Genomic DNA, 25,713 nt, shown 5'->3' with positions numbered 1-25,713 from the left:
AGCACGCAAATCGGGGGCCCATTGGAGCCTCTGGCCGAGCCGAAGGGGACGCCCACATCGCCCGGCTCGCCGTCGAGCGCGACGAGGGCGGCTGCACCGCGGCCTGCTGGCGGCGTGGGCGGGCGGGGTGGCGTTCTTCGCGGCGGTGGCCGCCGGGCTGAGCCCGCTGGCCCAGGACCTGCTGTCCCGGCCGAGCATCGTGGTCCGCAACATCACGGCCATCCTCGGCGTGCCCGCCGACGACACGCTCGGTGCCTACTCCTGGTACATGATCCTCATCCTCGCCTACACCATCGCCCTGTACCCGGTGCTCATGACGCTGCGGCTGCGCCGGGAGGAGACCTCGGGCCGCGCGGAGGCCGTCCAGGCCACACCGGTGACCCGGCTGCGGTGGGCGGCCGGGCACCTGGTCGTGACCGGGCTCGGCACGGCGGCGCTGATGGCGGTCGCCGGGCTCGTGTTCGGCACGCTGTACGCGCTGCTGGTGGGCGATCTGGCCACCGACCTGCCCCGCTTCCTGGCCGGGGCGCTGGGCGCCGTACCGGCCGCCTGGTGCGTCGGGGCGGTGTGCGTGCTCGCCTACGGGCTGCTGCCGCGGGCGAGCACGGCGATCTGCTGGGCCGTCTGGGTGTTGACCGCCGTGCTCGGGCAGGTCGCGGGCCCGTTGTACGGCCAGTGGGGCGGCAGCCCGCTGGAGCCGTTCCACTACGTCCCCAACGCCTTCGCCGCGGGGCCCGCGCCCGCCGTGCCGGCCCTGGCGCTGTCGGCCGTCGCGGCGATCCTGCTCGGGGGCGGCCTGCTCGCCCTGCGCCGCCGCGACGTCGGAGGATGACCCGCCCCTCACCCGGGCGGCCGGCGCCGGCGATCTCGATCGTGGCCCGCCACCTCGGCCGGTCGTCGAGAGGGTGCAGCAGGTAGTGCGCCAGATCGGCGCGCGGCCGGACCACCCGGCCGATCGGCAGCCGCCGGACCGGCGGCGTGTCGGGGACAGGCCGAGGTGAGGCAGGTCAGCCGGCGGTGGGCGCTTCCCAGGCACGACAGCACCGCGTCGTGGCCGGGAAGCGCGTGCCGCCGGGCTCCAGCACGTCGTCCCGCAGGAGCGTCGGGTGGGCATGGCGGGGGATCGGGGGCCAGGACGGTGACCCGGCGTCGAGGGCCTGAGCGAGCAGGTGGGCGCCGGTGCCTCACTGTACGGCGCCGCCGAAGCCGCCTGCCGCGACCTGAAGAACCCCGCCTGAACCCGCCCGAAGGCCGCCCGGGGGAGCAGACGGCGCACGCCCCGCGCGCGTTCCGTTAGCCTGTCGCCGTGGTCACCTCCAGGAGCCGTCGGCGTCTGTCCCCCGAGGCCAGGCGCGGCGAGCTGATCGACGCCGCCATCCGCCTCCTGGAATCAGGCCGGCAGGTGACCAACTGGGTCCAGGCCGTCGCAGCCGAGGCAGGCTCGGCCAAAGGCACCTTCTACGTCTACTTCACCTCCTGGGAAGAGATGCTGGCCGCCGTACGCGACCGCGTCCTGCGCGACTACGTCGGCCGGTTCGACCGGATCGCCGAAACCCCCGGCCCCCTCGACTGGTGGGCCACCATCGACGCCGAATGCGACGCCGCCCTCGACACCATCGCCCAGCCCGGCGGCCTGCACCACGCCGTCTTCCACACCCCCGCCACCGGCGCCCCCGTCGACGACCGCGCCGACGTCATCACCGCCGTGGCCAGGGCGCTGAGCCGCGGCATCGCCGAAGGCGCCTTCCGCCCCGTCGACCCCCACATCGCCGCCACCTTCCTGTTCTCCGTCCTGCACAGCGCCGGCGACGCGATCGCCTCCGGCGACCCGCCCCAGCGCTGGCGCCAGGCCCTGCGCGACCTCACCCGCCACTGGCTCGCCCCCCACGACCCGGCGTGACGGCGCTCACCGCCCCGCGGCCAGGGGGATGATCCTGCGGTATTTGCCACCAGGGGAGCGCTGCGGCGGCTCCTCGGCCCGTTCGAGCCTGACCCCGCCCGCCTCGTGCTCACCCAGCAACCGGGCGAGGTTGCCGCGCACGGCCTGCCAGACCCGGTCGGTGTCGGCGCCGTCCGCGGGCCGCAACCGCACGCGCAAGGTGGCCGGCGCGGTCTGGACGAGCTGATACTGCTGCAGGCCCGGCACGTCCAGCACCGAACCGAACGCCATGGGGAAGATGCCGACGTCCCCGCCGCGCACCGACGGGAAGGAGAGCAGCTCGGCCACCCGGCCCTGCACCCGGACGGCGGGCAGCGGGCTGCCGCACGGGCACGGATCCGGCCGCATCAGCACGCCGTCGCCGAGGTCGTAGCGCAGGATCGGCTGGACACGGTTGGCGAGGTTGCTGATCAGCACGGTGTGCGACTGCTCACCCGGCGGGACCGGCCGGTGGGCCGCGTCGACCGGCTCCAGCACCGCCCAGTCGCCGTTGACGTGATACCAGCCCCGCGCGCAGCCGAAGGTCAGGAACCCGCACTCCGAGGCGGCGTACGCGGCACGGACCCTGGCCTGGAACGCGGCGGCGATCCGCTCGCGGGCCTGCGGCGTCAGCGTCTCGCCGCCGGGGATGACGACCGCCGGCCGGATGCGCAGCCGCCCGGCCTCCTGCTCCCCGGCCAGCAGCGTCAGCGTGCTCACGAAGCCGGTGAGCGTGGCGGGATCGTAGGCGTTGAGCTCCTCCACCAGCTCCGCCATCGACTGGTGGATGGAGAAGACCCGCATCATCCGGCCGAGCCGCGGACGCTCCAGCCGGAACCGGGCCGGCCCCGCCACCGTGGCGAAATGCCCGCCGGGCGCCGTCACGATCGCCGTACGCCCGGCGCGCGCCAGCACCCGGACGAGAGCGCCGAACCCCAGCACGTCCCGGTTGCGCATCCCCACGGCCAGGTGCACCGCCAGGTTCCGCTCGTCCTGCACGAACAGGCCCCGCAGGCCACTGGTGCCCGACGTGGTGACCACCAGGTACCGGTCCAGGAACCGCCGCCCCACCAGCTCGGGGTCGGCCACGAACGCCTCCACCCCCTCCAGCGTCACCCGCCGGTCGGTGACCCAGTCGTCGAAGCGCCCCATCAGCTCCTTCTTGCCGGTCACCGGCAGCACCGCCGGATCCTCGACCTCCTCCGGCAGCCCCCGGTACAGCTCGCGGTAGTACGGCGAACGGGCGCGCGCGTAGGCCACCAGCTCGGCCATGCGGGCCCGCTGCCGCCGCGCGATCCCGGCCGGCCCCTCCCGCAGCGCGCGCCGCGCGTCACGGGCCGGCTCACGGGAATCGTTTCCTGTCGTCATGACGCGCTCTCTTCCGCGGTCGGCTGAAGGGTCTGCCCGGGGTCCTGTTCTGGGTCCTGTTCTGGGGCGGGCGGGGGACCGCCGCCCCGCGGCGGCACCGCCAGCAGGCCGCGCAGCGCGACCTCCACACCGTGGCGGCTCGCCTGCCACAGCTCCTCCTGCGACCGGCCGAGCCGTACGCTGGCCAGGCTCGCCTGCTGGATGGCGCCCATCAGCGCCCCCGTCATCGCCGCCGCCGTCACCGGATCCAGCTCCGGGAACACCTCCAGCAGCGCGTCGGTGATCCGCCGCTGCAGCTCCAGCATCAGGTAGAGGCCCTTGGCCTGCATCGCCGGCGTCGTCATGGCCAGCCGGGCCGCTGCCGACAGCTCCTCGGGCTCCCGGCGCGGGATCTTGGGCCGGCGGTGGGCGGCGAACTCCTGGACCATCCGGGCCAGCACCTCGCCCGGCCCCTCGTCCGGACGGCGCCGCCCGACCGCCTCCAGCAGCACGCCGAAGTCCTGCTCGACGTCGACGAACAACACCTCGTCCTTGCTGGGGAAGTAGTTGAAGAACGTCTTGGGGTCGACGTCGGCCGCCGCGGCGATCTGCGTCACCGTGGTCTGCTCATAGCCCTGCTCGTCGAACAGCCGGATGGCCGCCATGACGATCCGCCGCCGGGTCTCGCGTTTCTTGCGGTCACGCCGCGACTCTTCCACGCCCCACAACATACGGCTGATGGAAAATTCCAGCAACTGGAAAAATTCTGCGGGCGGCCCTCAACCCCGACCACACACCCATCGGCTCACACCAGCGCCAACTGCGCCGCCCGCGGCTCCCCGGCAACCACCTCAGGAGCACCGCACCGCATCCCGTACACCCGGCACAACTGCGCGATCTGCCCCGTGATCCGCCCCTCATAATCCGGCGACGGCAACCCCGCCCGGTCGTACAGCTCCTCATAACGCTCCACCAGATGCGGATGCGCCTGAGCCAGCCACGCCGAATACCACTCCCGCGTCCCCGGCACCAGCCGCAACACCACCGGCTCCACCGCCACCGCACCCGCCTGCCCGATCCGCCGCACCGTCGCCGCCAACTGATCGGCCGCATCACTCAGCAACGGCAACACCGGCGCCATCCGCACCCGGCACTCCACCCCCGCCTCCACCAACGCCGACACCAGCTCCAGCCGCGCCTGCGCCGACGGCGCCCCCGGCTCCACCGCCCGCCGGATCCGCTCGTCCACGAACGCGATCGACACCGCCACCCGAGCCCCCGCCCGCGCCAGCACCGGAGCATCCCGCAACACCAGCGCACTCTTGGTGTACACCGTGAACGGCACCCCCGCCCCCGCCAGCGCCCCGATCACCCCCGGCATCAACCGATACCGCTCCTCGGCCGGCTGATAACCGTCACCCCCGACCCCCACCGCCAACTCCTGGCCGTCCCACCGCGCCAACTCCGCCCGCAACCGCTCCACCACGTTCGGCCGCACCACGATCCGCGAGTCGAAATCCCGCCCCGCATCCAGCCCCAGCCGCCGATGACCCGCGCGGGCACCGCAACCGCGGCAGGCATGGGCGCAGCCACGGTAGGGGGCAACGGCCCACCGCTGGGCGATGCCCGCGGCCTGCGGCACCCGCTCGATCACCGTGCGGGCCTGCAACTCGTAAAAGCCGTCGCGCAGCACCGCCCGCCGCTCGATCAACGGGCGCCCGTCGTCGGCGGCGTCGACAAGCGGAAGCGCGTCCCAACCCACACCACCCAGTGGAACACGTATTCGACTCCGTTTTCAAGCCGTTCCGCAACCCGGCGGGGGAGCGGCGCCCCACTAAAATCGGGACACCCGTACCACTTTCACCGCGCACCAAGGGGAAAACCACACCATGGCCTGGCTCCTGCTCGCCCTCGCCATCATCACCGAAGTCCTCGCCACCACCGCACTCAAACTCAGCAACGGCCTCACCCACCTCGGCTGGACCATCGCCGTCGCCACCGGCTACATCACCTCCTTCACCCTCCTCGCCCGCGCCCTCAAACTCCAACTCGACATGGGCACCGCCTACGCCGTCTGGTCCGGCGCCGGCACCGCCGCCATCGCCCTCATCGGCGCCGCCTTCCTCGGAGAGACCCTCACCCCCCTCAAGATCGGCGGTATCCTCCTCATCATCGGCGGCGTCATCGTCCTCAACCTCGCAGGTGGCCATTGAACCCGCACCAGGACCCCCACCCCGACCCGCACCCCGGCCCCCCGCCCCACCCACCACCCGGCCACCCCCACACCACCCCCACCCAAGCCCGCGGCCGACGCCGCCGCACCACCCTCCTCACCGCCGCCGTCGACCTGCTCACCGAAGGCGGATTCGCCGCCGTCACCCACCGAGCCGTCGCCCAACGCGCCCACCTGCCCCTGGCCGCCACCACCTACTACTTCACCTCACGCGACCAACTCCTCGCCGAAGCCTTCGCCCAACTCATCGAAACCGAACTCACCACCACCCGCACCTGGATCACCCACCACGGCCTCACCGCCATCACCGACCAGGTCGCCACCGCCGACCGCACCCGCCAACTCGGCCTGTGGGAACTCTACGTCCACGCCGGCCGCGACCCCGTCCTGCAGACCATCGCCCGCCGCTGGACCGACGGCTGCGTCCGCATCATCGCCGACACCCTCCACCTACCCCCCACCGACCCTCGCGCCCGCCTCCTCTACACCACCATCTCCACCCTCTGGCTCGAACACCTCGTCGAACAACGCCCCCTCGACGAAGCCCGCACCCTCCTCCACCTCGCCCTCGAAAACACATTGCCCCCCACCTGAGCCCTCCCTACACTGCCCCCGTGCTCAACACCGCCCCCGTGCTCAAACCCGACTACCCCATCACCACCCCACGCCTCCACCTGCGCCCCTTCACCCCCGACGACCTCGACGCCGTCCACGCCTACGAATCCCTGCCCACCGTCGCCCGCTACCTCTACTGGGACCCCCGCGACCGCGACACCACCCGCACCGCCCTCGACAAAAAAATCACCCGCACCGCCCTCCACGACGAAGGCGACGCCATCGACCTCGCCATCACCCTGCGCACCACCGGCGAACTCATCGGCAACGTCCTGCTCATCTGGACCAGCAAACAACACCGCCAAGGCGAAATCGGCTACATCCTCCACCCCGACCACCACGGCCACGGCTACGCCCCCGAAGCCGCCCACGCCATGCTCCACCTCGGCTTCACCGACCTCGGCCTCCACCGCATCACCGGCCGCCTCGACGCCCGCAACACCGCCTCCGCCCGCGTCCTGGAAAACTCCACATGCGCCACGAAGCCACCCTCATCGACAACGAATACGTCAAAGGCGAATGGTCCAGCGAAACCATCTACGCCATCCGCACCACCGAATGGACCCCATGATCCACCACCTCGCCCTCACCACCGACTGGGACAACGCCCAGAAAGCGGGGGAGTACCGCATCTCCACCCTCGGCCGCACCCTCGACCAAGAAGGCTTCATCCACTGCAGCCGAGACCTCACCCAACTCCACACCGTCCACACCACCTACTACACCCACATCACCCAACCCCTGCTCATCCTCGACATCGACCCCACCGGCCTCGACATCCGCCTCGAAAACGACCACCCCCACCTCTACGGCCCCCTGCCCCTCACCGCCGTCACCGCCACCCACCCCTACACACCACCGGGGGAGTGACCCACCCCCAACAAGCAACCCCACCAAAATCCACACCCGACCAGCAACCCCACCCCACCACCCCCACAATGGCCACCATGGACACCCGAACAGCCGCCCAGCACTTCGCCGACACCTGGCAACACGGCTGGACCCACCACGACGTCACCGCCATCACCGCCCTCTACCACGACGACGCCGTCCACACCAGCATGCCCTTCCGCCCCCCACACCACGGAAAACAAGCCATCGCCGACTACATCACCTGGTCCTTCAACGGCGAGACCGACCCCCACGTCACCTTCGCCACCCCCATGGTCGACGGCGACCAGGCCGCCATCGAATTCCGGGTCCACGCCCACGACAACGGCCGCCCCATCACCCTCGCAGGCTGCGTCTTCGCCCACTTCGACACCGAAGGACGCGCCACCCGAACCCGCGACTACTGGCACACCACCGACGGCCACCAATAACCACCCGATGACCACCGGCCGACCACCGACCCCGCACACCCACCGGCCCACCCCGGGCCGGCAGCACCACGATCAGCGCACCACCCGCAACGGCGCATGCCCCACCGGAGCCCCCGCCGCAACCGGAGCCGGCCCAGGGGAGGGGACCCCCTGCGGACGCGCCATCTGCTGCGTCTGCTGCTGAACCTGATCCATCTCAGCACGCCGCTCGGCGCACCCACCTGCGCAATACCCGTTCGTCACGATCAGCCGCCCCCGCAGCGGCGTGTACGACTCCTTACCGGACGCGGGCAGAACCCCCTGACACACCTGGCATAAAACCGACTGAACCCCCACGTGCTGCTCCTCTCGCGGCGCGAATAGCAGGAGCTCCACCCTAAAACCACAGATCCCGCAAAGGACAGCGAATCAACAGAGCGTCAAAGACCTCGTCAACGCCCGGGGAACACCCGCCACACCCACCACCGCACCCCGAAACCCCCGCCCACCACCCGCGACCCGCCCAGCCGCACCCGCCAGAGCCCACCGCGGACCGCCCAAAAAATCTTCCCACACAACGCACCGGTCCCACCCGTCCAGGGGAGCCGCCACCCCTTCCCGAAACCCTCTACTTGACATAATGTTCATTATCAAGCAATCACTCGGGCGCCCGCATAAACCCGCGCCACCCGGGAAGACGCCCCGCATGCGTCCCCTGGAGATCGCCACCCCAAGCCTCATCGCGCTCACGGCCGTCATCACCGCGGCCGCCATCTGGCTGATCATCCTCGCCGTCAGGCTCACCAAGAGCCCGCGCAACCGGCCCGGCATCCGCGTCGACCTCGTCGATCAAGCCCGTGAACTCAAGGCGCTCGGCCAGATTCAGGAAGCCGTCTTCCTCGTACGCGGCGAGACCGGCATGAGCCAGCGCTCCGCGGCCCGGTTCGTCAATCGTCTGTGACCGCTCTTCCCCCCTCTTGGGCACCGGTTCCGACCCCGATCCGATACCAGACAGAATGGGGCTTCTGTCTGGTATCGATACATTAATCCCATAAGGGCGTTCCGTCGTGCCGGACCAGCCCGGTACGGCATTTCGTCATGGCACAGAACGCCGCCCGGCCGCGAGCCGCGGCTCCGACCTGGCGTCCCTGGCCGGCCCTGTCACGCGCCCGCCGGCCGACGGGCCCGGGAAGGAGAGACCACTCCCCTCCCGGCGGCGGAAAACGTCAAAGCGGAAAACGTCAAACAGGAATGCGTTCTCGACGGGGCGCGGGCGCATTCTCATGGACGGCCGTGAAGGGTCTGTGATGGCGTTCGGATATGGCTGTCCACGAAAAGTTGGTCGATGTGGATCTGGGCGCGGTGGAGGTCGTGACCGTGGCCCTCCCCCGCGCTCGGCTGACGCCTCAGGCTCGCTCCGGAGGCGTCAGTCGAGGTGCAGGTGGTCGCGTTGGGCGGCGTACAGGTCGGTGATGTGGGGGCGGGTGCCGTGGCCGGTGAGCAGGTTTTCCAGGTCGCCGGTGAAGTCGGGGGTCAGTTCGCTGTCCGTGGTGGTGGTGCCTTGCACGCCGAGGGTGAGGCTGCGTGGGGCGACGTCGGCGATGGTGATCGCGTAGGGGCTGGCGTTGGTGATGCGGATGTTCCAGTGGGTGATGCGGGCTCCGAAGAGGGGGCCGGAGGCGGCGGAGCCGCCGACGCGGCCGTTGTTGGTGAGGGTGATGTCGGTGCGGGCGTTGTCGAATGGGAGGGCGCGGTGGGAGTCGAAGGTGCCTTCGGCCATGGTGCCGCGGCGCCAGACGTTGCCGGAGGAGAGTCCTTCGAGGTTGAGGCCGTGGTGGACGGCTCCGGCAGGGGTGGGGGTGGTGAAGGGTTCGATGGTGAAGTGGTCGATGAGGTTGTCGTGGGATTGCATGCGGCAGGCGAAGCTGTGGTGGGCGGAGCGGCCGGCGACGGTGACGTGGGTGAGGGTGTTGGCTGTGGCGGTGGTGAGGCCGAAGCCGAGGTCGCAGTTTTCGACGCGGACGTTGCGGGCCCAGCAGTCGTGGACGGCTTGGAAGCAGACGCCGTTGGAGCCGGGGTGGCGGTTGTGGGGGGTCATGGGGAGGGGGTCGTTGCGGAGGGTGAGGTCTTCGACTCCGCTGTCGTGGACGGTGGGGCCGGGGGCGCGGAGGCGGGCGGGCCAGGTGGGGCGGAGGTCGTGGCGGAGGGGTTGGGTGAGGCGGATGAGGCGGGGGCCGAGGACGGCTTCGATGCGGACGGGTCGTTGGAGGAGGGCGTATTGGGGGTATTGGCCGCCGGAGTCGGTGACGAGTTGGGGTGCGCGGCGGGGCCAGTCGTAGGTGCGGGTGCCGGGGGTGTCGCCGGCGAGGTGCATGAGGAGGGTGGCGTCGGGTGGGTTGTCGCATTCGAGGATGACGAGGTCGCCGGGGTGGAGGTGGGTGGTGTCGGTGACGAGGAGGGTGTGCTGGCCGCGGGAGGCGGCGGCGACGTGGGCGAGGGTGTCGCCGGGGAGCCAGCCTTCGGTGCCGGCGTAGTCTTCGGCTTCGGAGCGGGCGCGGCGTTCGGGGGTGAGGAACCAGATCTGGCCGCCGGTCCATGACCAGCGGCTGTTGCCGTTGCTTTGGCGGGCGGGCCGGTAGCCGTCGTCGAGGGGGCGGGTGAAGCGCAGGATGGTGGTGTCGCGTCCGGCGCCGCGTAGGACGACGTGGGACCAGTGCATGAAGATGGGGGTGGTGAGCAGGTAGGTGCCGCGGGGTATGTGGACGGCGCCGCCGCCGCGTTCTCCGGTGGCGCGGATGGCTGCGTTGAAGGCGGGGGCGCTGTCGGTGGTGCCGTCGGGGCGGGCGCCGAAGTGGGTGACGGTGGTGACGACGCGGTGGCGGGGTGGGTGGGTGCCGTGGTGGTGGCCGGCTTGTGCGATGTCGGGGATGAGGGGGTGGGTGCCTGGTGCGGTGGCCCATTGTTGGAGGAGTTCGGTGGAGGTGTCGTGGGGGCGTGCGCGGGTGGTGGGTGGGGTGGTCTGGGGTAGTGCGGGTAAGGCGGCGATGCCGCCGAGGAGGGTTCGGCGGCTGAGGGGGTGGGGCTGCATACATCGGAGGGTTACATCGGTGTGGGTGGTGTCAAGGGGGGTGGGTGGGTGGGGGTGATCGGTCGGATGATTCAGCGTTTGGTGATGTAGCGCATGCCGCCGGTTTCCTGGAGGGTGGCGGCGAGGGTTCGGGCGGTGATGGTGTGGGTGCCGCCGGTGGGCTTCCAGGGGTCGTAGACGGTGATGGTGTTGTTGAGGGTGTTGTAGCCGTAGGCGATCATGGCGTGGCCGATGTGCTTGCCTTTGATCTTGCCTTTGTTCCAGGGGAGTTTTTCCATCCAGACGGCGAGGGTGGGGGCGCGGTGCAGGATGCCGATGTCGTGGGTGAGGCGGTTCATGAGGGTGGCGGGGTTGGCGGCGACGTCGGTGACGGAGGTGTAGGTGTAGCCGAGTGGGGCGACGTAGGTGTTGAGGACGGGGGTGGCGTTGCTGCCTTTGGTGCCGGTCTTGGTGGTTTTCATTTTTTTGGCGAGGGTGGTTTGGCTTGCGGTGATGCCGAAGGTGGACAGGCTCATGGAGGAGGCGGCGGGGACGCAGTAGTAGGAGGTCTGCTGGGGTTGGAGCTTGAGGGAGAGTTTGTAGGTCAGGGGTTGGAGCGCGGTGGTGGTGGTGGTGGGGGTGGTGGGGGTGGGTGTGGCGTGGGCGGGGGTGGTGGTGAGGTGCAGGGTGGTTGCGGTGATGAGGGCGATGCCGGTGGTGGTGCGCTTGTTCACTGATCGCTCCGCGCGGTTTCACAGGGATTCCTGACAAGTGGTCAGAGATCCTAGTTATGCGGTGGGTGATCGGACAAGTACCGGTTCGGCCGCTTCTCCCCCGGTGGTGTGGTCGTGGTGTGCGGGTTTCGGGCGGTGGGGTGGGGGCCGTTCGAAGGGATCTTTTCGGGCAAAGCGGGTCAATTGGGGCTGGTCAGGGCGGGTTTTTGCGGGGAATCGTCACCAGCAGTGGAAGTTTCGTGTCAGCATCGAAGGTATGTATGGGTCATATGGGACTGCCGTAAATGCCTGGGGCCGGTGGGTCGACCCGGTCCCGGCCGCGTAGGTCCCTGCCCTGGTGCCGTACTCCCCCGCTCGGAAAGAAGTCCCGCGTTGCGTATCTTGCTGCTCTGCTCCTCCTTCAACGGCCTGACCCAGCGTTCCTGGCTGGAGTTGCGCCGCGCCGGTCACGATGTGAGCGTCGAGCTGGCCGTCTCGGAGGCGGCGATGGTGGAGGCGGCCGAGCTGGCCAAGCCGGATCTGGTCATCTGCCCGTTCTTGAAGGAGCGGGTTCCGGACGCGTTGTGGCGGGCGCACCGGACGGTGATCATCCATCCGGGGCCGCCCGGGGACCGGGGGCCGTCGTCGCTGGACTGGGCGATCGTGGAGGCCGAGACGGAGTGGGGCGTGACGGCGCTGCAGGCGGTCGAGGAGATGGACGCCGGGCCGATCTGGGGTTACCGGACGTTCGCGCTGCCGTCGGAGGCGCCGCGCAAGTCGGCGCTGTACAACGGGCCGGTGGCCGACGCCGCGGTGGAGCTGGTGGCGGAGGTGGCGGTGAAGGCGGGTGACGCCTCGTTCGCGCCGGTGCCGCTGGACTACCGCTCCCCCGAGGTGCGGGGGCGGCTGCGGCGGGCGATGCGGCACGCGGACCGGGAGTTCTCGTGGGAGGAGCCGACGGAGCAGATCCTGCGGCGGGTGCGCGCGGCCGACGGCTCGCCGGGCGGGCGCACGCTGTTGTGCGAGGTGCCGGTGCGAGTGTTCGACGTGTACCGGGGGCCGGAGGTGGCGGGGGCGCCGGGGACGGTGGTGGCGCGGCGGGAGGGCGCGGTACTGGTGCACACCGGCGACGGGTCGGTGTGGGTGGGTCACGTGCGGCTGGAGCAGGAGGGGGCGATCAAGCTGCCGGCCGCGCAGGCGCTGGGCGAGCTGGTGGCGCAGGCGCCGGAGCGGTCGGGCTACAGCGAGATCACCTATGACCGCAGTGAGGGGGTCGGGGTGGTGAGCTTCGACTTCTACAACGGGGCGATGTCGACCGAGCAGTGCCGGCGGTTGTCGTCGGCGTTGCGGTACGCGGTGGCGCAGGACACGCGGGTGCTGGTGGTGCGCGGCGGTGAGGTGTTCTCCAACGGCATCCATCTGAACGTGATCGAGGCGGCGCGGCACCCGGAGCTGGAGGCGTGGATGAACATCAACGCCATCAACGCGGTCTGCCGGGAGATCGTGGGCTGCATGAGCCAGCTCGTCGTGACGTCGCTGGGGGGCAACGCGGGCGCGGGCGGGGTGATGATGGGGCTGGGCGCGGACCGGGTGATCATCCGGGACGGGGTGGTGCTGAATCCGCACTACCGGACGATGGGGTTGTTCGGCTCCGAGTACTGGACGTACGTGCTGCCGCGCCGGGTGGGCGCGGAGCGGGCGCGGCGGCTGACGCAGGACGCGCTACCGATCGGCGCGGCCGACGCGGCGGAGATGGGGCTGGCCGACAAGGTGCTGGCGGGGTCGCGGCTGGACTTCGAGCGCCGGGTGCTGGAGTACGCTGAGCGGCTGGCGGCCGATCCGGGCTACGATCGGCTGCTGGCGGGGCGGCGGCAGGTGCGGGAGGTCGATGAGCGGCGTAAGCCGCTGGACGCCTACCGGGCCGAGGAGCTGGCGGAGATGAGCCGCGACATGTTCGACGATCGTTGCGGTTTCCGCGAGGCGCGGCGGGCGTTCGTGCGGAAGGCGAAGGCGGTGGCGACGCCGGAGCATCTGGCGCGGCATCGGGAGTTGTCCGGCGCGTCGGCACCCTCGGGCGCAAGCGCATCTCATATGTGAGATATGGTCTCGTGTTGTGGCAGATGACTATCTAGTGCGGATCGGCCGGCTGATCCGGGACGCGCGTCAGCATCGCGGTTGGACTCAGCTGCAGCTGGCGGACGCTCTGGCGACGAGCCAGAGCGCGGTGAACCGGATCGAGCGCGGCAACCAGAACATCAGTCTTGAGATGATCGCCCGGATCGGCGAGGCGCTCGACAGTGAGATCGTCTCGCTCGGATACGCGGGGCCGATGCATCTGCGGGTGGTGGGCGGTCGCCGGCTGTCGGGCAGCATCGATGTCAAGACCTCCAAGAACGCGTGCGTGGCGCTGCTGTGCGCGTCGCTGCTGAACTCGGGCCGGACGATCCTGCGCAAGGTGGCGCGGATCGAGGAGGTGTACCGGATCCTGGAGGTGCTGGCCTCGATCGGGGTGCGGGCGCGGTGGATCAACGAGGGCAGCGACCTGGAGATCGTGCCTCCGGCGCGGCTGGAGCTGGAGGCGATGGACACCGAGGCGGCCCGCCGTACCAGGAGTGTGATCATGTTCCTGGGGCCGCTGATGCACCGCACGGAGCAGTTCCAGATCCCGTACGCGGGCGGCTGCGACCTGGGCACCCGTACGGTGCAGCCGCACATGTCGGCGCTGCGGCACTTCGGGCTCGACATCACCGCGACCGGCGGCTTCTACCACGCCCGGGTGGACCGGGAGGTGTCGCCGTCGCGGCCGATCGTGCTGACCGAGCGCGGCGACACGGTGACGGAGAACGCGCTGCTGGCGGCGGCGCGGCACGACGGGGTCACCGTCATCCGTAACGCCTCCTCCAACTACATGGTGCAGGACCTGTGCTTCTTCCTGGAGGAGCTGGGCGTGCGCGTGGAGGGGGTGGGCACGACGACGCTGACGGTGCACGGGCTGCCGGTCATCGAGCGTGACGTCGACTACTCCCCCTCCGAGGACCCGGTGGAGGCGATGAGCCTGCTGGCGGCGGCGGTGGTGACGTCGTCGGAGCTGACGATCTGCCGGGTGCCGGTGGAGTTCCTGGAGATCGAGCTGGCCGTGCTGGAGGAGATGGGCCTCGACCACGACCGGGGGCACGAATATCCGGCGGCCAACGGCCGTACGCGGCTGGTCGACCTGACGGTGCGGCCGTCGAAGCTCATCTCCCCCATCGACAAGATCCACCCGATGCCGTTCCCGGGCCTGAACATCGACAACGTGCCGTTCTTCGCGGCGATCGCGGCCTCGGCGCAGGGTTCGACGCTCATTCACGACTGGGTGTACGACAACCGGGCGATCTATCTGACGGAGCTGACGCGGCTGGGCGCGTCGGTGAAGCTGCTGGACCCGCACCGGGTGCTGGTGGAGGGGCCGACGCGGTGGCGCAGCGCGGAGATGATGTGCCCGCCGGCGCTGCGGCCGGCGGTGGTGGTGCTGCTGGCGATGATGGCGGCCGAGGGCACCTCGGTGCTGCGCAACGTCTACGTCATCAACCGGGGGTATGAGGATCTGGCCGAGCGGCTGAACGCGCTGGGGGCGCGCATCGAGACGTTCCGCGACATCTGAATTTTCTGTCGGTGAGGGCCGCTACGGTCGTTCTTGGATCTTTGCTGTTGGCTTTTCGATGGGCGAAGTGAAGGGAGCGGCCGGTGCGGCCTGCGGAGCTCGACCGGTTGACGGTGGCGGAGGCGGCGGACCGTTATGTGGAGCTGGTGCGGGCCAGAACGCTGACGGGCGCGTTGTCGCGTTCGACGGCGGAGGTCTACGCGCGTGACGTGGCCACGCTGGTGGAGCTGGCCGGTGAGCGGGTGGTGCTCGACGATCTGAGCGGCGAGGACGTCGACGCGATCCTGCTGGCGTTCGCGCGCAAGCCCGACGGGCGCACGGCGGCGGGCCGTTCGGGCGCGGGCGGGGCGGGGGCGGGGCAGTCGCCGTCGTCGCAGGCGCGGTTCCGGCGGTCGATCTCGGCGCTGTTCAAGCACGCGACGCTGGCCGGGTGGGTGCAGATGAACCCGATGACGCAGTCGGCGGTGACGGCCAAGGAGCGGGGCGGGCTGCGGCCGGAGCGGCGGGCGCTGACGCGCGAGCAGGCGCAGGGGCTGATCGGGGCGGCGCAGACGCTGCGGGAGGTGGCGCCGGAGCGGGGCAAGCGGCGTGACCAGCGCACCGAGCTGCGCGACGCGGTGATCGTGCTGCTGCTGGCGACGATGGGGCCGCGGGTGTCGGAGCTGGTGCGGGCCAACGTGGAGGACTTCTACACCAACGACGGGGTGCGCTACTGGCGGATCTTCGGCAAGGGCGGCCGCACCCGGGACGTGCCGTTGCCGGATGACGTGGCGCGGGTGCTGCAGGAGTATCTGGCGCGGGGGCGGCCGCCGGAGACGACGGACAAGGCGCTGCTGTTGTCGTGGCGGGGGCGGCGGCTGGCGCGGGGCGACGTGCAGGCGGTGATCGACCGGGTGCAGCGGCGGGTGGCGCCGGATCAGCGGCGTTCGGTGACACCGCACGGGCTGCGGCACACGACGGCGACGCATCTTCTGGCCGACGCGGTGGACATGGACGCGGTGCGGCGGGTGCTGGGGCATGGGGATCTGTCGACGCTGGGGCGTTACCGCGACGACCTGCCAGGTGAGCTGGAGGTGGCGATGCGCTCGCACCCGCTGCTGCGCGGGCGTCCCGCCCCTTGAGGGCCGGCGGTCCTGGGTTCGGTGGCACGGCGCTGTCGCCGGCCTGATCTTGGAGGATGCGTCGCTTATGGGCTTGTTCCATGCAGCGAGGTCGTGCGGGGAGTGTGGTGCTTCCGGCCGTCCTGCTGCCGGCCGGGGCGGTGTTCACTGCCGGCGTGATCGCCATGGTGCCGTTCGCCGGGTTCGTCGTCGGCCGTTTGATCGCGTGTCTCGGCGTGGCCGTCCTGATCCTGATCGGCTCGCGGTGCCGTTGGTGTCGGTCGAAGGTCCCGTGTGCCGCCGGGGTTCTGATGTTCCTCGGCCTGGCGAGGGTTCAGGGGGTGCCGCTGTGGCGTTGCGTGAGGGTGCGGTGTGAGGCGTCGCGTGCCGTGGCCGGTCGTGGTCTGTCTCGTCGTGTTGGGTGGCGTGCTCGCCGTACGGGCCGGGTCCGGGGAAGATCCGGATCCGGCGCCGGTGGTGGGGCCGGCGGCACGGCTGCCCGTGTTGCCGGCCACGGGCGCGCCGCGCCTCGGCTACGCGGTGGTGTACGACCCGGGGGTCATCGGCGAACCCGCGGCCGCGCACCATTCCTGGCGGGTGGGCACCGGCTCCGGCCAGGAGTGGCGGGCGGAGTTCGACCGTGACCTTCTGGAGGCGCGCGCGGACGGTGGCCGGGTCACCGTGTCGAGCGGGCAGGAGCTTCGGGTCCGCGCGACCTGGAGGTCCGCGTTCACGGTGGCCCACCGCGCAGACGATGGCGAGGACGGCACGTTTCCCGTGGTGCTGGGCGATGAGGCGGTGAGCGTCGTCCGGCTGGGAGACGGGCAGAGCCTGCGGTACCGGCTGAAGAGGGTGGATCTGCGGCGTCCCGCCCATCGGGTCACGTCCGCCGATCTCGCGCTGCCGTACGACCTGGAGACCGTCGACGCGCTGCGCCCCCTCGGCCGTGACAGCGTGCTGCTCCGGGCCGAGCGGAACCGGACCTGGCCCGACCACGGCCACCCGCCTGGGCCGTGCGACTGGGAGGAGTTCTACAGCGTCAACCTGAAGACCGGCGCCATCAGGTGGGCCGACTACCGGGCGGCCGAGGTCGGGGGTGCGGAAGGAAGGCACATCAAGAGGCAGGCCTACGCACGGGACTTCGTGCCCAGGCCGGTCGCGGAACGCCCCGTACCGGCCCCGGACCGCGAGCGCTGCCTCTGATCCGGCGCCCCCGGACGACACTCCGCCTCCCGCGAGCCCGCCGGCCCGCGCCGTGCTCGTCCGGCGGCGGCTCCCATGCCTGGTGGGGCCGCCGCCGGACGAGCGTGGTTCGCCCGGACGCTTGAGAAGGGTCGCGCCCCCGGCTACATCCTCGCTAGTCTCCGGCCATCACCGTGAAGGTGAAGCCGGTGCTCGTCGTGCGGCGCAGGGGAATGTCGCACTTGATCCGGCGCAGCACCTCGTTCCTGCTGAGGCCGAGCCCTTGAGCGATGAGCCGCTCCGGGCGTACCGGCACCGGATCCTCGAAGACGACCTCCACCTGGACCGGCCACGCCTGGTCGAGGGGCGGTGCCGGCGGGGTGTCCAGCCGCCAGGCCCCCTGCCAGTCCAGGGTGAAGCGGTTGCGCCGGGCGAGCAGCGGATCCAGCAGCCGGGACGCCACCAGTTCCGGATCGTTGGCGTGGTAGCGGTCGAGCCGGGCCGGATCGAAGGACCTGACCGGCGTTCGCTCGTGCACGGTGAGCTTGCTCGTCCGGTCACAGGACACGCAGTGGACCAGCAGCCACACGTCCAGCAGTTTGCCGTTGGCGTTGACGCGGAACCTGCCCTCGCCAGTGGTGGCCGACTCCGACCGGCAGTCCACGCACCGCAACGACAGCAGGGGCAGCCTGGTCCGGCGGACGACCCAGGGCAGCACGATATGAGGTTGTGAAGACATGATCTCTCTAGACCTGACACGAGGCCGATTACGCGCGGCCTCAAACGCCTACGACCGGGCGCACGCGGGCAGCCCGGCGGAGCCGACGGGAGGGTCGGCTTGAAAAGGAGCGGAAGAAGGTGTCAGGTCTGAAGAGCAGGCGGGGTCACGCGGTCTTGTCCTCTGTCCTCACTACGACGGGGTCGCGGGCAATCTACGGGAACGCCCGACGGAGGCTCAAACGGTTTTCCGGCGGCGACGGCGCCGCTCGCGCGGGGTTCGCTCCGGCAAATCCGGGCGTATCGCGATGAGTTCCGGCCGCGTGGCGAGTCTGTCCTGATGGCCGTCGTACGACGCCGCCCCGCACGAGACACCACGGAGGACAGCATGACGACCACGCCGAGTGACCCGGCCACCGTGCCGCCCGGCCGCCCGCCCATCGTCGACCTGGTCACCTGGCAGGCCACCCGTGACGAGCTGCTGGTCCGCGAGAAGGCCCACACCCGCGAGGGCGACGCCATCGCCGCGGCGCGCCGCCGGCTGCCGATGGTGGAGTTCGACGGGACGGTCGAGGTCGTCGGACCCGACGGCCCGGTCCCGTTCCTGGAGCTGTTCCAGGGCCGTGACGAGCTCGTGGTCTACCAGCACATGTGGTACGACGGCGCGCCGCACCAGGGCCAGTGCGAGGGCTGCACCACCACGGCCTGGCACCTGCGGGACGCCGTCTACCTCAACGCCCGCGGCGTCTCGTTCGCCGTCCTGACCACGGGCCGCTGGGACGAGGTGGCCTCCTACGTCGCGTTCATGGGCTACACCCAGCCCTGGTACTCGGTGCGCGACGTGGACGCGCCGGTCGGCGGCAGCATGGGGTATCTCACCGGCTTCCTGCGCGACGGCGACCGCGTGTTCCTCACCTACTCCACGACGGGCCGGGGCAACGAGCGGGTCAACCCGGCTCTGGGCCTGCTGGACATGACGCCGTACGGCCGCGGCGAGACGTGGGAGGACACGCCCGAGGGGTGGCCGGAGGGGCGCGGCGCGTGCTGGTACTGGCGCACGGACGCGGACGGGAACGCCACCTGGGGCCCGTCCGGCCGCCCCGCGCCGCAGTGGACCCGGCCCGGCGCGACTGCGGTGGAGACCCTCGGCCGGCAGGGCCACCACCACTGACACGCCTTCGCCGACGGCAAAGCCTCCGGAAGCGCCTCAAGGCGATGCGAGGGGGCCCGCCCCGGCGGGCCCCCTTCCGCTGTGTCCTGGCCGCCCTGCGGGTAGCGTCGGAGCGTCACCGTCGTCGACGCAGGAGAATACGTGATCCGTAAAGCCGTCATTCCGGTCGCCGGGCTGGGCAGCCGGATGCTGCCCCTGACGCGGGCGCTGCCCAAGGAGATGCTGCCGATCGGTGACAGGCCCGTCATCGAGCACACCGTGCGGGAGCTCGTGGAGTCGGGCATCGAGGAGATCACCATCGTCACCTCGAGCCGCAAGCACCTCATCCAGCAGCATTTCGCGCCGGACGACGATCTGGAACGGCAGCTCCGTGCGTCCGGCAAGCCCGAACTGGCCGACGCGGTCCACGAGCTGGCCGCGCTCGCCCACATCACGTACGTGTTCCAGAACGGCCCCTACGGCAACGGCACCCCCGTGCTGAACGCCGCCCGCGTCATCGGCGACGAACCGTTCATGGTCCTGTGGGCCGACGACGTCTTCGTGGCCGAGGTCCCCCGGGCCGGGCAGCTCAAGGCGGCCTACGAGGACATGCGCGCGCCCGTGCTGGCGCTGATGCCGATGGAGCTCCAGGACGCGCCCCGTTACGGCGTCCCCATCGTGACGCGGGACCTCGGGCAGGGGCGGCTGCGGATTTCCGGCCTGGTGGAGAAGCCGTCGCCGGAGCAGGCCCCGTCCCGTTTCGCCGCGATCGGCGGTTATGTGATCACGCCCGGTGTCGTGGCGGAGCTGGAGGCCCGGACGCGCCGGTGGCGGCAGCGGCCGGACGGCGAGATCTACCTCACCGAGGCGCTGCACGCGTACGCGCTCGGCCACGAGGTGTACGGGCAGGTCATCGACGGCACCTGGTGGGACACGGGCTCGCCGCTCAGCTATCTCAAGGCGCAGTTCGCCGCGGCGCTCGCGCACCCGGTGTACGGTCCCGAGCTGCGCAAGCTCGCCCACGACAGCGGCGGCTCCCCCGCCGGGCCGTAGGCGCGCCGGTCAGGCCGCCGGCCGGGATCCCGTGGCGCGCCCACGCCCCCGGGCCCGCCCGGCCGGGGACGGGGGCAGGCCGCCGGACACGGCCAGAGCGCATCCGGCGGCCACCACGGCCTGGCGGCGCGGGTCCGCAGCACGATCGCCGCCGTGCCATGGATCCCATGGAACGGCATGAGGGCTTCAGCGCGGCTTCACGGCCGCGTCGCGGGAGGCCGCGCTGCGGGTCGGACGATCCGGGCGAGGGGCGGGCGTGGCGATCCACGGCGGGGTGCCCGTGCGGACGCGCGTACCGTGGGCGGGAAGATGATGGTGGGTGAGGGAAAGGGGTGGCGTGGTGGCGGCTGAGCCCATCGTGGTCGTGGGGGCGAGCGGGAAGACGGGGCGGCGGGTCGTCGCCCGGCTGCGGCGGCAGGGGCGCGAGGTCCGGGCGGCGTCGCGGCGCGGGGAGGTCCGCTTCGACTGGGCCGATCCCGGCACCTGGAGCCAGGCCGTACGGGGGGCGGGCGCGGCGTACCTGGTGGATTCGCAGGGCGGCGACGCCCCGGCTCAGCTGCGCGCGTTCGGCGAGACGGCGTCGGCCCTCGGGGTGCGGCGGCTGGTGCTGCTGTCCTCGCGGGACTGGTCGACCTCCGGCGGCGAGGCGGCGCTGGCCTCGGAGCGGGCACTGCAGGAGGCGGGGACGACGTGGGGCATGGAGTGGACGATTCTGCGGCCGACGTGGTTCGCGCAGAACTTCAGCGAGGACGCGCTGCTGCGCGACCCGGTCCTTTCGGGGGAGGTGCGGTTGCCGACCGGTGACGGGCTCGAGCCGTTCGTCGACGCCGACGACATCGCCGACGTCGCGGCGGCGGTCCTGACGCGGGACGGTCACGCGGGCCGGATCTATGAGCTGTCGGGGCCGCGGCTGCTGTCGTTCGGCGCGGCCGTCGGCGAGATCGGCCGGGCGTCCGGGCGTGAGCTCGCCTACGTCCCGGTCTCGGCCGAGGAGTACACCGCGCACCTGTCCGGCCGCGGCTTCGACCGGGACGACGCGGAGCTGATCACGACGCTGTTCGGCTGGATCAGGGCGGGCCGCAACGAGCGCCTGTCGGACGGGGTGCAGCGTGTCCTGGGCCGCGAGCCGCGCGACTTCTCCGGGTACGTCACCGCCACGGCCGCCACCGGCGCCTGGACCGTCTGAACGCCCTCTGCGGGGAACGGGAGGACAGGGCGCCACCCGTTCCCCGGCGCGTCCTGCGCCGGACCGGCGGGGCAGGCGCGCCGGAGTGAGGCCGTCCGTGCGTCCCGGCGCGGGTCAGGGGGTGGTGTCCTGGGCGCGGAAGGCGGCCAGTTCCTTGGCGGCCTCGTTCAGGTCCTTGGCCGTGTCGATGGCCCGCCAGTACACCCCCTGCGGCAGCTCGTAGCCCGCCAGGCGGCGCTGGCGGGCCAGGTGCGGGAACGTGCTGCGCTCGTGGTCGCCGAGATCCGGGAGCATCGCGGTGAACGCCGCGGAGAAGACGTAGACGCCGGCGTTGACCGGGTACGGCGACGGCGGCGCCTCGACGAAGTCGAGCACGTTGCCGAACCGGTCGATGTCGACGGTGCCCCAGGGCAGCCGGGGGCGGGCCAGGGCGAGGGTGGCGTGGGCGTCGCGCTCGTGGTGGAAGGCGGCCATGGCGCGCAGGCCGAAGCGGGTCCAGATGTCGCCGTTGGTGGCGTACCAGGGCTCGCCCGGGCGGGGCAGGGAGGCGGCGGCGAACTTCAGGCCGCCGCCGCGCCCGAGCGCTTCGGCTTCGACCACCGGGTTGACGTTGAGCGGCAGGTCCGCCGCCTTCAGCCAGTCGAGGACGACCTCGGCGAGGTAGCCGCAGGAGATGACGGCGTCGGTGACCCCTTCGGCCGCCAGCCATTGCAGTTGGTGGCCGATGATGGGCAGGCCGGTGCCGGGGATCTCGACCATCGGTTTGGGCCGGGTGTCGGTGTAGGGGCGCAGGCGTGAGCCGTGGCCGCCGGCGAGGATGACGGCCTGGGTGACCGGCCGTGAGCCCAGGGGCGACTCGCCGGCGGACGGGATGAGATCGTCGAACGTCATGGCGGCACTCTAGGGGTGATCAGGTGCCGCATGCTCGGGGCGGGTCAGGTGGGGGCGGGGGTGGAGCGGTCGGCGAGGTGGTCGAGGGAGATGCCCAGGACGCCGGCCAGGGCCGCGATGGTGAAGAACGCGGGCGTGGCGATGCGGCCGGTCTCGATCTTGCGGAGGGTCTCGGCGGACATGCCGGCCGCGGCCGCGATCTCGACGATGCTGCGCTCGCCTCGGGCCCGGCGCAGCACCAGGCCGAGTTGCTCGCCGCGCAGCCGCTCTTCAAGGGTCAGCGGAGGTCGCACCATGGGGCCACTCTATACCCGTGATTAAAATACCGGCACCCCTGGAACCGTACAGTGTGCCGTACGCCATACGGAAACTGTCGGGGGTCTCCTCTACGGTGGTCGGCATGGACGACAGCATCGTGATCACCGGAGCGCGGGTGAACAACCTGAAGAACGTGTCCCTGCGCATCCCCAAGAACAGGCTCGTGGTCTTCACCGGCGTGTCCGGGTCGGGCAAGTCGTCCGTCGTGTTCGGCACCGTCGCCGTCGAGTCGCAGCGCCAGCTCAACGAGACCTACTCCTGGTTCGTCCGCAACCGCCTGCCCTCCTACGAAAAACCCGACGCCGAGGCGATCGACCACCTCGGCGCCGCCATCGTTGTCGACCAGCGACCCGTCGGCGGCAACTCCCGCTCCACCGTCGGCACCATGACCGACATCCTGCCCATCCTGCGCGTGCTGTTCTCCCGCTACGGCTCCCCCAGCGCCGGCTACTCCTTCGCCTACTCCTTCAACGACCCCCAGGGCATGTGCCCCGGCTGCGACGGGCTCGGCCGCGCCGTCCGGCTCGACCTGGACACCTTCCTCGACGAGGACCGCTCGCTCGACGAGGGCGCGATCCGGTTCCCGCTGTTCGGCGTGGGCACCTGGCAGTGGCAGATCTACGCCCGCTCGGGCACGTTCGACCCGGCCCGGCCGGTCCGCGACTACAGTCCCGCCGAACGCGAACTGCTCCTGCACGGCGGCGGGTTCACCGTCGAGGTGCGCGGCAAGAACGGCACCCTCAACAAGGTCGCGTTCGAAGGCGTCGCCGACCGGTTCACCCGCCTCTACCTCAGGCGCGACCTGTCGGGCCTGTCGGACAAGAACCGGCGCGCGGTGCTGGAGCACGTCAGCGAGGGCCGCTGCCCCCAGTGCGACGGCGCCCGCCTCAACCAGGCCGCGCTGGCCACCCGCATCGGCCCGCACTCCATCGCCGACTACGCCGCCATGGAGATCGGCGACCTCATCGCCGTGCTGTCCGCGCTGGGCAACCCGGCCGCCGAGGCGGCGGTGCGCGCGCTGGAGCGCGTCGAGCAGATCGGGCTCGGCTACCTCAGCCTCGACCGCGAGACCTCCACCCTGTCCGGCGGCGAGGGGCAGCGGCTCAAGACGGTACGCCACCTCGGCTCCAGCCTGACCGGCATGACCTACGTCTTCGACGAGCCCAGCGCCGGCCTGCACCCCAGCGACGTCGGCCGCCTCAACCGGCTGCTGCTCGCCCTGCGCGACAAGGGCAACACCGTGCTCGTCGTCGAGCACGACCCCGACGTCATCGCCGTCGCCGACCACGTCATCGACCTCGGCCCCGGCGCCGGCGTCCACGGCGGGCAGATCGTCTTCGAAGGCACCGTCGAGCGGCTGACCCGCTCCGGCACCCTCACCGGCACCCACCTGCTGCGCCGCACCCCCCTCAAAACGGCCCCGCGCCGCCCCACCGGACGGCTCACCATCACCCCGGCCAGCCTGCACAACCTGCACGACGTCGGCGTGGACCTGCCGGCAGGAGTGCTGACCTGCGTCACCGGCGTCGCCGGATCCGGCAAATCCACCCTCATCAGCCAGATCCTGCCCGCCCAGCACCCGGACGTCGTCGTGGTCGACCAGGCCGCCGCCGGCACCTCCGCCCGCTCCAGCCCCGCCTCCTACATCGGCGTGCTCGACCCGATCCGCCGCCTGTTCGCCCGCGCCGCCGGCACCGGCCCCGGGCTGTTCAGCTTCAACGCCGCCGGAGCCTGCCCCTCGTGCGAAGGCCGCGGCATCGTGCACACCGACATGGCGTTCATGGACCCGGTCACCGCCGTGTGCGAGGCGTGCGACGGCTCCCGCTACCGGCCCGAGGCGCTCGCGCACCGGCTGCGCGGCCACACCATCGCCGACGTGCTCGCCCTGACCGCCGAGCAGGCCGCCGCGTTCTTCACCGAACCCTCCGTCGCCACCCGCGTGCGGACGCTCGTGGAGGTGGGACTCGGCTACCTCACCCTCGGCCGGCCCACCAGCAGCCTGTCCGGCGGCGAACGCCAGCGCATGAAGCTGGCCGGCGAACTGTCCAGGAGCGGCGCCGTCTACGTCCTGGACGAACCCACCACCGGCCTGCACCTGTCCGACGTCGCCTCCCTGCTCGACCTGCTGGACCGGATCGTCGACGCGGGCAACACCGTCATCGTCATCGAGCACCACCTCGACGTCGTCAAACGAGCCGACTGGGTGATCGACCTCGGGCCCGGCGGCGGCAAACACGGCGGCCGGGTGCTGTTCGAGGGCACCCCGGCCGGGCTGCTCACCGCACCGGGATCGGTGACCGCCGCCCACCTGCGCGCCGCCCTGTGACCACGACGCCGAGCGCCACCGGTTTGACCTTGACGCTGCGTCAACTTCTAGCATCGGCGCCATGTCCATCACCGTTGTCGACACCTACTCCGCCATGCGGCGGATCCTGATGGCCCCGCCCGCCGACCGCGCCCACCTGCTGCGTTCGATGCTGGAGGCCAACAAGGGCATGTACCGCTACCACCCCGGCGAGATCGACCTGGTCGCCGCGCACCTCCAAACGTCCGGGTTCCCCCTCGACCGCGACGAGGAGCGCTGCCTCGACGCGCTCGACACCCTGGCGGCGGCCGGGGCCTGGACGCGGATGCGACGCGCCCTCGACGACGCTCTCGCCGTCCTGCTGGAGGCGACACCGGGACTGCAGGCCCCCGACATCACCGTGCTGCTCGTCCTCGGCGACCCGGGTGACGACCATTTCATGGGCCCCTGCAAGGGCTTGACCGGGTTCGGCGGCATCTCCGGCCACATCGCCATCACGTTCTGGCCCTACCCCGAGAACCTGGAGCGGCTGAAGGCCACCGCCGCGCACGAACTCCACCACAACCTGCGGTGGGCGCCGGGCGGGGTGGTGTGGGACCCGACGACCGTCACGGTCGGCGACCACATCGTCGGCGAGGGCCTGGCCGACGCCTTCGCCCGCCAACTCTACGGCGACGACCTCGGCCCCGCCCGCATCGGCGTGCCCCACCTGCACGACGACGAGGTCTTCGGCAAGGTCCTCACCGGGCTCGACGTGACCGGCATGCAGAACTTCACCGCCTGGGTGCACGGCGACCCCAGCGCCGAACGCTTCGGCCTCACCCCCGTCGGCCTGCCGATGGGCGCCGGATACGCCGCCGGCAACCGGCTCGTCGACACCTACCTGGCGGCGACCGGGCAGACGGCGGCCCAAGCCCTGCACGCCGACAGCGCGGAGATCATCGCGACCACACTCCGCCGCGGGTGACACTGGA

23 protein-coding genes and 2 pseudogenes are annotated in these 25,713 nt (G+C 71.4%); 17 read left to right on the top strand and 8 right to left on the bottom strand.

The genetic code is table 11. The features are described from left to right. Positions 1 to 832 (top strand): annotated as a pseudogene (locus AB0I15_RS48970) (hypothetical protein); the annotation flags it as partial. A 474-nt stretch (positions 833 to 1,306) separates the two neighbouring features. Then, positions 1,307 to 1,900 carry a TetR/AcrR family transcriptional regulator gene (locus tag AB0I15_RS48965; RefSeq protein ID WP_358113014.1) on the top strand — a complete coding sequence of 198 codons (594 nt, stop codon included), beginning with the start codon at positions 1,307 to 1,309 and terminating at the stop codon, positions 1,898 to 1,900. 6 nt (positions 1,901 to 1,906) lie between these two features. Here AB0I15_RS48965 and AB0I15_RS48960 read toward each other — a convergent pair whose 3' ends face one another. The 3 genes from AB0I15_RS48960 to AB0I15_RS48950 all read right to left on the bottom strand — a co-directional run bounded on the left by AB0I15_RS48960 (position 1,907) and on the right by AB0I15_RS48950 (position 5,027). Beyond that, positions 1,907 to 3,286 carry a hypothetical protein gene (locus AB0I15_RS48960; RefSeq protein WP_358113012.1) on the bottom strand — a complete coding sequence of 460 codons (1,380 nt, stop codon included), beginning with the start codon at positions 3,284 to 3,286 and terminating at the stop codon, positions 1,907 to 1,909. Beyond that, positions 3,283 to 3,984: a TetR family transcriptional regulator gene (locus AB0I15_RS48955; RefSeq protein ID WP_358113011.1), complete on the bottom strand. Its 702-nt coding sequence runs from the start codon at positions 3,982 to 3,984 to the stop codon at positions 3,283 to 3,285. The genes AB0I15_RS48960 and AB0I15_RS48955 overlap by 4 nt, the downstream gene beginning before the upstream one ends. A gap of 86 nt (positions 3,985 to 4,070) precedes the next feature. Then, entirely contained in the window at positions 4,071 to 5,027 is a 957-nt protein-coding gene (locus AB0I15_RS48950) for a radical SAM protein (protein WP_358113009.1), read from the bottom strand. Positions 5,028 to 5,154: 127 nt separating this feature from the next. Here AB0I15_RS48950 and AB0I15_RS48945 point away from each other — a divergent pair, with 127 nt between their 5' ends. From AB0I15_RS48945 to AB0I15_RS48920, 6 genes and pseudogenes are all read left to right on the top strand, one after another. Then, entirely contained in the window at positions 5,155 to 5,478 is a 324-nt protein-coding gene (locus AB0I15_RS48945; protein WP_358113007.1) for a multidrug efflux SMR transporter, read from the top strand. After that, on the top strand, positions 5,475 to 6,092 hold the full coding sequence (locus AB0I15_RS48940; RefSeq protein WP_358113005.1) for a TetR family transcriptional regulator: 618 nt from the start codon (positions 5,475 to 5,477) through the stop codon (positions 6,090 to 6,092). Before AB0I15_RS48945 ends, AB0I15_RS48940 begins: the two co-directional genes overlap by 4 nt. A gap of 20 nt (positions 6,093 to 6,112) precedes the next feature. Continuing rightward, a pseudogene (locus AB0I15_RS48935) lies at positions 6,113 to 6,520 on the top strand (GNAT family N-acetyltransferase); the annotation flags it as partial. 160 nt (positions 6,521 to 6,680) lie between these two features. Continuing rightward, on the top strand, positions 6,681 to 6,983 hold the full coding sequence (locus AB0I15_RS48930; RefSeq protein WP_358113003.1) for a DUF952 domain-containing protein: 303 nt from the start codon (positions 6,681 to 6,683) through the stop codon (positions 6,981 to 6,983). Between the two features lie 77 nt (positions 6,984 to 7,060). Next, positions 7,061 to 7,435, top strand: coding sequence for a nuclear transport factor 2 family protein (locus AB0I15_RS48925; protein WP_358113018.1), 375 nt, complete (start codon positions 7,061 to 7,063; stop codon positions 7,433 to 7,435). A gap of 619 nt (positions 7,436 to 8,054) precedes the next feature. Continuing rightward, positions 8,055 to 8,375, top strand: coding sequence for a hypothetical protein (locus AB0I15_RS48920; RefSeq protein ID WP_358113001.1), 321 nt, complete (start codon positions 8,055 to 8,057; stop codon positions 8,373 to 8,375). A gap of 465 nt (positions 8,376 to 8,840) precedes the next feature. On the opposite strand, the gene AB0I15_RS48915 is transcribed toward AB0I15_RS48920, so the two are convergent. Next, a complete protein-coding gene (locus AB0I15_RS48915; RefSeq protein WP_358112999.1) occupies positions 8,841 to 10,502 on the bottom strand; it encodes a glycosyl hydrolase family 28-related protein in 1,662 nt (553 codons plus the stop codon). Positions 10,503 to 10,573: 71 nt separating this feature from the next. Further along, positions 10,574 to 11,215, bottom strand: a complete 642-nt coding sequence (locus tag AB0I15_RS48910) for a C39 family peptidase (RefSeq protein WP_358112997.1) — start codon at positions 11,213 to 11,215, stop codon at positions 10,574 to 10,576. Positions 11,216 to 11,587: 372 nt separating this feature from the next. On the opposite strand from AB0I15_RS48910, the gene AB0I15_RS48905 reads away from it, so the two are divergent. The 4 genes from AB0I15_RS48905 (at position 11,588) to AB0I15_RS48890 (ending at position 17,140) form a co-directional block, all read left to right on the top strand. Further along, positions 11,588 to 13,291, top strand: a complete 1,704-nt coding sequence (locus tag AB0I15_RS48905; protein ID WP_358112995.1) for an enoyl-CoA hydratase-related protein — start codon at positions 11,588 to 11,590, stop codon at positions 13,289 to 13,291. 16 nt (positions 13,292 to 13,307) lie between these two features. After that, positions 13,308 to 14,837, top strand: a complete 1,530-nt coding sequence (locus AB0I15_RS48900) for a UDP-N-acetylglucosamine 1-carboxyvinyltransferase (RefSeq protein ID WP_358112993.1) — start codon at positions 13,308 to 13,310, stop codon at positions 14,835 to 14,837. 83 nt (positions 14,838 to 14,920) lie between these two features. Continuing rightward, positions 14,921 to 15,958: a tyrosine-type recombinase/integrase gene (locus AB0I15_RS48895; RefSeq protein ID WP_358112991.1), complete on the top strand. Its 1,038-nt coding sequence runs from the start codon at positions 14,921 to 14,923 to the stop codon at positions 15,956 to 15,958. A 351-nt stretch (positions 15,959 to 16,309) separates the two neighbouring features. Then, positions 16,310 to 17,140, top strand: a complete 831-nt coding sequence (locus AB0I15_RS48890; RefSeq protein WP_358112989.1) for a hypothetical protein — start codon at positions 16,310 to 16,312, stop codon at positions 17,138 to 17,140. 154 nt (positions 17,141 to 17,294) lie between these two features. Here AB0I15_RS48890 and AB0I15_RS48885 read toward each other — a convergent pair whose 3' ends face one another. After that, positions 17,295 to 17,837, bottom strand: a complete 543-nt coding sequence (locus tag AB0I15_RS48885; protein WP_358112987.1) for a DUF1062 domain-containing protein — start codon at positions 17,835 to 17,837, stop codon at positions 17,295 to 17,297. A 387-nt stretch (positions 17,838 to 18,224) separates the two neighbouring features. Between AB0I15_RS48885 and AB0I15_RS48880 the strand changes: the two genes are divergently transcribed. The 3 genes from AB0I15_RS48880 to AB0I15_RS48870 all read left to right on the top strand — a co-directional run bounded on the left by AB0I15_RS48880 (position 18,225) and on the right by AB0I15_RS48870 (position 21,225). Continuing rightward, positions 18,225 to 19,007 (top strand): DUF899 family protein, encoded by a 783-nt coding sequence (locus AB0I15_RS48880; protein ID WP_358112985.1) that lies wholly within the window; start codon positions 18,225 to 18,227, stop codon positions 19,005 to 19,007. 141 nt (positions 19,008 to 19,148) lie between these two features. Continuing rightward, entirely contained in the window at positions 19,149 to 20,039 is an 891-nt protein-coding gene (locus tag AB0I15_RS48875; protein WP_358112983.1) for a sugar phosphate nucleotidyltransferase, read from the top strand. 340 nt (positions 20,040 to 20,379) lie between these two features. Continuing rightward, complete coding sequence (locus tag AB0I15_RS48870) at positions 20,380 to 21,225, top strand: NAD(P)H-binding protein (protein WP_358112981.1); 846 nt, start codon at positions 20,380 to 20,382, stop codon at positions 21,223 to 21,225. A gap of 114 nt (positions 21,226 to 21,339) precedes the next feature. On the opposite strand, the gene AB0I15_RS48865 is transcribed toward AB0I15_RS48870, so the two are convergent. Then, positions 21,340 to 22,116 carry a nucleotidyltransferase family protein gene (locus AB0I15_RS48865; protein ID WP_358112979.1) on the bottom strand — a complete coding sequence of 259 codons (777 nt, stop codon included), beginning with the start codon at positions 22,114 to 22,116 and terminating at the stop codon, positions 21,340 to 21,342. Positions 22,117 to 22,160: 44 nt separating this feature from the next. Beyond that, positions 22,161 to 22,412 carry a helix-turn-helix transcriptional regulator gene (locus tag AB0I15_RS48860; protein ID WP_358112977.1) on the bottom strand — a complete coding sequence of 84 codons (252 nt, stop codon included), beginning with the start codon at positions 22,410 to 22,412 and terminating at the stop codon, positions 22,161 to 22,163. A 104-nt stretch (positions 22,413 to 22,516) separates the two neighbouring features. Here AB0I15_RS48860 and AB0I15_RS48855 point away from each other — a divergent pair, with 104 nt between their 5' ends. Continuing rightward, on the top strand, positions 22,517 to 24,760 hold the full coding sequence (locus tag AB0I15_RS48855; RefSeq protein ID WP_358112975.1) for an excinuclease ABC subunit UvrA: 2,244 nt from the start codon (positions 22,517 to 22,519) through the stop codon (positions 24,758 to 24,760). A gap of 61 nt (positions 24,761 to 24,821) precedes the next feature. Beyond that, positions 24,822 to 25,706 (top strand): DUF2268 domain-containing putative Zn-dependent protease, encoded by an 885-nt coding sequence (locus AB0I15_RS48850; protein WP_358112974.1) that lies wholly within the window; start codon positions 24,822 to 24,824, stop codon positions 25,704 to 25,706. Positions 25,707 to 25,713: the final 7 nt, after the last annotated feature.

It is taken from the genome of Nonomuraea sp. NPDC050643, assembly GCF_040654715.1.
Classification (GTDB): domain Bacteria; phylum Actinomycetota; class Actinomycetes; order Streptosporangiales; family Streptosporangiaceae; genus Nonomuraea.
Note: the sequence above shows the minus strand (reverse complement) of the source record. Positions and strands in the feature narration are given on the sequence as shown.